Raw genomic sequence first — 5,367 nt, 5'->3', positions numbered from 1 at the left:
GCGGATGCTCGGCCTGCCGAAGGGGTGAAGCGATGGATTTCACCTTCTCGGACGAGCAGCGGATGATGGCGGAGGTCGCGCGCGACATGCTGGTGACGGAATGCTCGTCCGCCGCCATGCGTCACCAGATGAAATCGGGCGCGGCGCGGGACGAGGTGCGCTGGGCGAAGATATGCGAAATGGGATTGCTCGCCGTGCTCGCGCCGGAGGCGTCCGGCGGACTGGGCCTTGCGGAAACGGATTTCGTTCTGATCGCCGAAGCCTGCGGCTATACGGCCCTGCCCGAACCGCTGGTCGAACATGCGGGCATCGCGCTCCCTCTCCTCGTCGAAGCAGGGGGCGAGACTTCGCTTCTCACACGCGCCGCGAGTGGCGAGGTCACTATCGCCATCGGGCATCCGGCCAACCCCTTTGTTTCCGACGCCGACACCGCCGAGGCTCTGCTGCTCGCGCATCGGGGCGAGGTCCATCTCGTCGAGACGCGCAACGCCGGTCTCGTGCGGCAGGAAAGCATCGACCCCTTCCGCCGCCTCCTCCGCATCGAATGGGCGCCGACCTCCACAACGCGGATCGCAACCGCCGCGGAAGGTGACGTGCTCTGGACCCGAGCGCTCGATCGTGGCGCTCTCTTCGCCGCCGCACAATGTCTCGGCCTCGCGCAGCGCGCGGTCGATCTCGCGACAGATTATGCGAAGGAGCGTCAGCAATTCGGCAAGCCCATCGGCTCCACGCAGGCGATCAAGCATCTGCTCTCGACCGTCCAGGTGAAGATCGAATTCGCGAAACCTGTCGTCCACGCGGCGGCGGCAGAGCTCGCCGCGCGCAGCGCCTATGCCGCGCCGCGCATCTCGCAGGCGAAACTCGCCGCAAGCGAGGCCGCCGATCTCGCGGCGCGCACCGCCGTGCAGGTGCATGGCGCCATGGGCTATTCGTGGGAAGTCGATGTGCATTTCTTCCTGAAACGTGCGCTCGCCCTCACCCATGCCTGGGGCACGCCCGCCTTCCACCGCGCGCGCATCGCGCAACGCATCTTCGAGGGGCCGCTCGGTCCCGACCGCACATTCATCCGGGAGTCCGCGCATGCCTGAAGCCTATATCGTCGACGCCGTCCGAACACCGGTCGGGCGCAAGAAGGGCGGCCTCGCCGCCGTGCATTCCGCCGATCTCGGCGCGGCGCCCATCGCGGCGCTGATGGCGCGCACCGGCGTCGATCCCAACGCAGTCGACGACGTGGTCTATGGCTGCTGCGACACGGTCGGTTCGCAGGCGGGCGACGTCGCGCGCACCTGCTGGCTCGTCGCCGGCCTGCCGCAGCATGTCCCCGGCACAACGGTCGACCGGCAATGCGGCTCGGCACAGCAGGCGGTGCATTTCGCCGCGCAGGGCGTGATGAGCGGGACGCAGGATCTCGTCGTCGCGGGCGGCGTCCAGAACATGAACGCCATTCCGATTTCAGCTGCGATGTATGCAGGCCAGCCCTACGGCTTCCCGAACCCGTTCACGACGTCGCCCGGCTGGCTGAAGCGCTATGGCGACGGAGAGGTCAGCCAGTTCAACTCCGCCGAAATGATCGCCGAAAAATGGCAGATCAGCCGCGAGGACATGGAGGCTTTCGCGCTTTCGAGCCACCAGCGCGCCATCGCGGCCGGAAAAGCGGGCCGTTTCGACAATGAGATCGTGCCCATCGAAGGCGTCACGAAGGACGAGACCCCGCGCGAGACATCGCTCGAGAAGATGGCCGCGCTTCAACCGCTGCAGCCCGGCGGGCGCATCACCGCCGCAGTGTCGAGCCAGACGGCGGACGGCGCGGCGGCGCTTCTCATCGCGTCGGAACAGGCCGTCAAGGATCATGGGCTGAAGCCCCGTGCGCGCATCCATCACATGTCCGTGCGCGCCGACGACCCGGTCTGGATGCTCACCGCGCCGATCCCCGCGACGCTGCATGCGCTGAAGAAGACCGGTCTCCGTATCGAGGATATCGACCTCTTCGAATGCAACGAGGCCTTCGCCTCCGTCGTACTCGCCTGGATGAAGGAACTCGGGCTTCCGCATGACAGGGTCAACGTCAATGGCGGCGCGATCGCGCTCGGCCATCCGCTCGGCGCGACCGGCGCGCGCATCATGACGACGATGCTGAACGAGCTCGAAAGACGCAAGGGCCGCTACGCGCTCCAGACCATGTGCGAAGGCGGCGGACAGGCCAACGTCACCATCATCGAACGGCTCTGAGGATCTGAAGATGGCAGGTATCTGCGAGGGACGCGTCGTCGTCGTGACGGGCGCGGGGCGAGGCCTGGGACGCGAATATGCGCTGGCGCTGGCCGCCGAGGGCGCGAAGGTCGTCGTCAACGATCTCGGCGTCGGGACGCATGGCGAGACTGGAACAGGCGAACGGCCGGCGCAGGAAGTCGTCGACGTCATCAAGTCGAGGGGCGGCGAGGCTGTCGCCAATTACGACGACGTCGCCGACTTCGATGCGGCGAAAGGCATTATCGATGCGGCGGTCGCCGCCTTCGGCGATCTTCATGCCGTCGTCAACAATGCCGGCTTCGTACGCGACCGCATGTTCGTTTCCTGCACGCCTGACGAATGGGATGCCGTCATCCGCGTCCATCTGCGCGGCCATTTCTGCGTCTCGAGCTGGGCCTGCCAGTACTGGCGCGGCCAGCAAAAGCAGGGGAAGACCGTCGACGCAAGGATCATCAACACCTCATCCGGCGCCGGACTTCAGGGCAGTGTCGGCCAAAGCGCCTATTCGGCGGCGAAGGGCGGCATCGCTTCGCTGACGCTGGTGCAGGCCGCCGAGCTCGCGCGCTATGGCATCACCGCGAATGCGCTCGCCCCAGCCGCCCGCACGCGCATGACGGAAACGGTCTTTGCCGATGCGATGAAGGCGCCCGAAACTGGCTTCGACGTCAACGACCCGGCCAATGTCGCGCCCGCCATCGTCTGGCTCGCCAGCGCGGACTCGAAGGACGTCACCGGCCAGGTCTTCGAACTCAAGGGCGGCACGATCATGCTGTCGGAAGGCTGGCGCGACGGACCGGGCAAGGATATCGGCAGACGCTGGCAACCGAAGGATGTCGGCGCCGCCGTGCGCGCACTTCTCGCCGCGCGGACGCCGCCGAAGCCCGTGTGGGGAAGTTAGCTCTTACCTCTCCCTTGAGGGAGAGGTCGAAACGCGGGAACCGCGTTTCGGGCGAGGGGTCCTCTTCGAAAGACTCTTCCTTGCGGCCTACCCCCCTCCCAACCCTCCCCCTCAAGGGGGGAGGGTTAGAACTTGTCAATAAGACTTCGGCTGGCCGAGGACCTTCTCCGCGATGAAGCTCAGGATGAGCTGCATGCTGACCGGCGCGAGGCGCGGGATCCAGCTTTCGCGCATGTAGCGCTCGACATGATATTCCTTCGCATAGCCCATGCCTCCATGCGTCAGGATCGCCGTCTCGCAGGCATGGAAGGCCGCTTCGGCGGCGAGATATTTCGCCGCGTTCGCTTCCGCGCCGCAATCCTCGCCCCTGTCGTAGAGCGAGGCCGCCTTGAAAGTCATCAGGTTCGCGGCTTCGAGTTCCGCCCAGCATTTCGCCAGCGGATGCTGAATGCCCTGGTTCTGTCCGATGGGCCGGCCGAAGACGACGCGCTCGCGCGCATAGGCCGACGCCCTGCGCAGTGCCGCGCGGCCGAGGCCGATCGCTTCCGCCGCGATCAGAATGCGCTCGGGGTTGAGGCCGTGCAGGATCTGCTGGAAGCCCTTCCCCTCCTCGCCGATGCGGTTCTCGGCGGGAATTTCCACCCCGTCGAAAAAGAGCATGTTGGAGTCGACCGCCGAGCGGCCCATCTTCGGGATTTCGCGGACCTCGACTTTCGAGCGGTCGAAATCCGTATAGAAAAGGCTGAGGCCGTCGGTCTTTTTCTTCAGCTGATCGTAGGGCGTGGTGCGCGCGAGGAGCAGCATCTTCGAGGCGACCTGCGCCGTCGTGATCCAGATCTTCTGGCCGCGCACGATATATTTGTCGCCCTTCTTCTCTGCAAAGGTCTTGAGACCCGTCGTGTTGAGGCCGGCATCTGGCTCCGTCACCGCGAAGCAGGCCTTGTCCTCGCCGCGGATGAGCGGCGGCAACATGCGGGACTTCTGTTCGTCGGTGCCGAAGACGACGACGGGGTTAAGGCCGAAAATATTGAGATGAACCGACGAGGCGCCGCTCATGCCGCCGCCCGATTCCGAGATCGCCTGCATCATCAGCGCGGCTTCGGTGATGCCGAGGCCTGCGCCGCCGACCGCCTCCGGCATCGCGATGCCGAGCCAGCCCTGGTCGGCCACGGCCTTGTAGAACTCCTCGGGAAAGCCGCCCGCCTTGTCCTTCTTCAGCCAGTAGTCGTCGTCGAAGGGCTCGCAGAGCTTGAAGATCGCGTCGCGGATCTGCTGCTGGTCCGCCGAGAGCGAAAAATCCATGAGGCCCGGCCTCCCCGCCGGTTATTTTATTCCGCAGGCCCGATGGTGAGCGCGATGTTCCCCACGCCTTCGACCATGCCTTCGAGGCGGTCGCCCGGCTTCACCGGCCCGACGCCTTCGGGCGTTCCTGTGTAGATGATATCGCCGGGCTGCAAGTGATAGTAGCGCGAAAGATGCGCGATGAGCGCCGGGACAGGATGAATGAGATCGGAGAGATCCCCCGCCTGCTTCAGCTCGCCATTGAGTTTCAATTCGACGCGGCCCTTCGACGGATGTCCGGTCACGGTCGCAGGCACGATGTCGGACAGCACGGCGGCATTCTCGAAATCCTTGCCAATGTCCCAGGGCCGCTGCTTCTCGCGCATCGCGAATTGCAGGTCGCGGCGCGTCATGTCGAGGCCGCAAGCATAGCCGAAGACGTGATCGAGCGCGGCGTCGGCGGCGATGCGGAAGCCGCCCTTCCCGATCGCGACGACGAGCTCCATCTCATATTGATAGTTCGACGTCTCGGGCGCATAGGGCGTCGTCGCGCCCGAGGCGACGTAGTGATAGGCCGACTTGTTGAAATAGAACGGCGCTTCGCGATCGGGCTCCACGCCCATTTCGCGCGCATGCGCCGCATAGTTCCGTCCGACGCAGAAGATGCGATGGATCGGAAAGAGCTCGTCCATCCCACGAATGGGTGCGGCGACGGGCGCCGGCGGCGTAAACAGATATTTCGTCAACGCGGGGTACTCCTCTCAGCTCTTCAACTCGGCAAGATCGCTGAAGAGATCGAGCGCTTCGGGATTGGCGAGCGCCTCCTTGTTCTTGATCGGGCGACCATGCACCACGTCGCGCACGGCAAGTTCCGTGATCTTGCCCGATTTGGTGCGCGGAATGTCGGCGACGGCGACGATCTTCGCCGGCACGTGACG

Annotated in this window: 5 protein-coding genes; 3 read left to right on the top strand and 2 right to left on the bottom strand. The window is 65.3% G+C overall.

Features of this window, described 5'->3' with window-relative positions; translation table 11 throughout:
* The 3 genes from VMR03_RS00575 to VMR03_RS00565 all read left to right on the top strand — a co-directional run.
* The coding region (locus tag VMR03_RS00575) for an acyl-CoA dehydrogenase family protein (protein ID WP_325401219.1) at positions 1 to 1,088 on the top strand (1,088 nt) is incomplete at its 5' end.
* The gene (locus tag VMR03_RS00570; RefSeq protein ID WP_325401217.1) at positions 1,081 to 2,229 is read left to right on the top strand and encodes an acetyl-CoA C-acetyltransferase; all 1,149 of its coding nucleotides are present in this window, start codon (positions 1,081 to 1,083) and stop codon (positions 2,227 to 2,229) included. The genes VMR03_RS00575 and VMR03_RS00570, both read left to right, overlap by 8 nt.
* A 10-nt stretch (positions 2,230 to 2,239) precedes the next feature.
* Positions 2,240 to 3,148, top strand: coding sequence for an SDR family oxidoreductase (locus VMR03_RS00565; protein ID WP_325401215.1), 909 nt, complete (start codon positions 2,240 to 2,242; stop codon positions 3,146 to 3,148).
* Between the two features lie 135 nt (positions 3,149 to 3,283).
* Here VMR03_RS00565 and VMR03_RS00560 read toward each other — a convergent pair whose 3' ends face one another.
* Together VMR03_RS00560 and VMR03_RS00555 are read right to left on the bottom strand one after the other, a co-directional pair.
* Positions 3,284 to 4,450 (bottom strand): acyl-CoA dehydrogenase family protein, encoded by a 1,167-nt coding sequence (locus VMR03_RS00560; RefSeq protein ID WP_325401213.1) that lies wholly within the window; start codon positions 4,448 to 4,450, stop codon positions 3,284 to 3,286.
* Between the two features lie 26 nt (positions 4,451 to 4,476).
* Complete coding sequence (locus tag VMR03_RS00555; RefSeq protein ID WP_414693135.1) at positions 4,477 to 5,175, bottom strand: fumarylacetoacetate hydrolase family protein; 699 nt, start codon at positions 5,173 to 5,175, stop codon at positions 4,477 to 4,479.
* Between the last annotated feature and the right edge of the window lie 192 nt (positions 5,176 to 5,367).

The organism is Parvibaculum sp., from assembly GCF_035511255.1.
In the GTDB taxonomy this organism is placed as follows: Bacteria; Pseudomonadota; Alphaproteobacteria; order Parvibaculales; family Parvibaculaceae; genus Parvibaculum.
The sequence above is the reverse complement of the archived record's forward strand: the minus strand, read 5'-3'. Positions and strand labels throughout refer to the sequence as shown.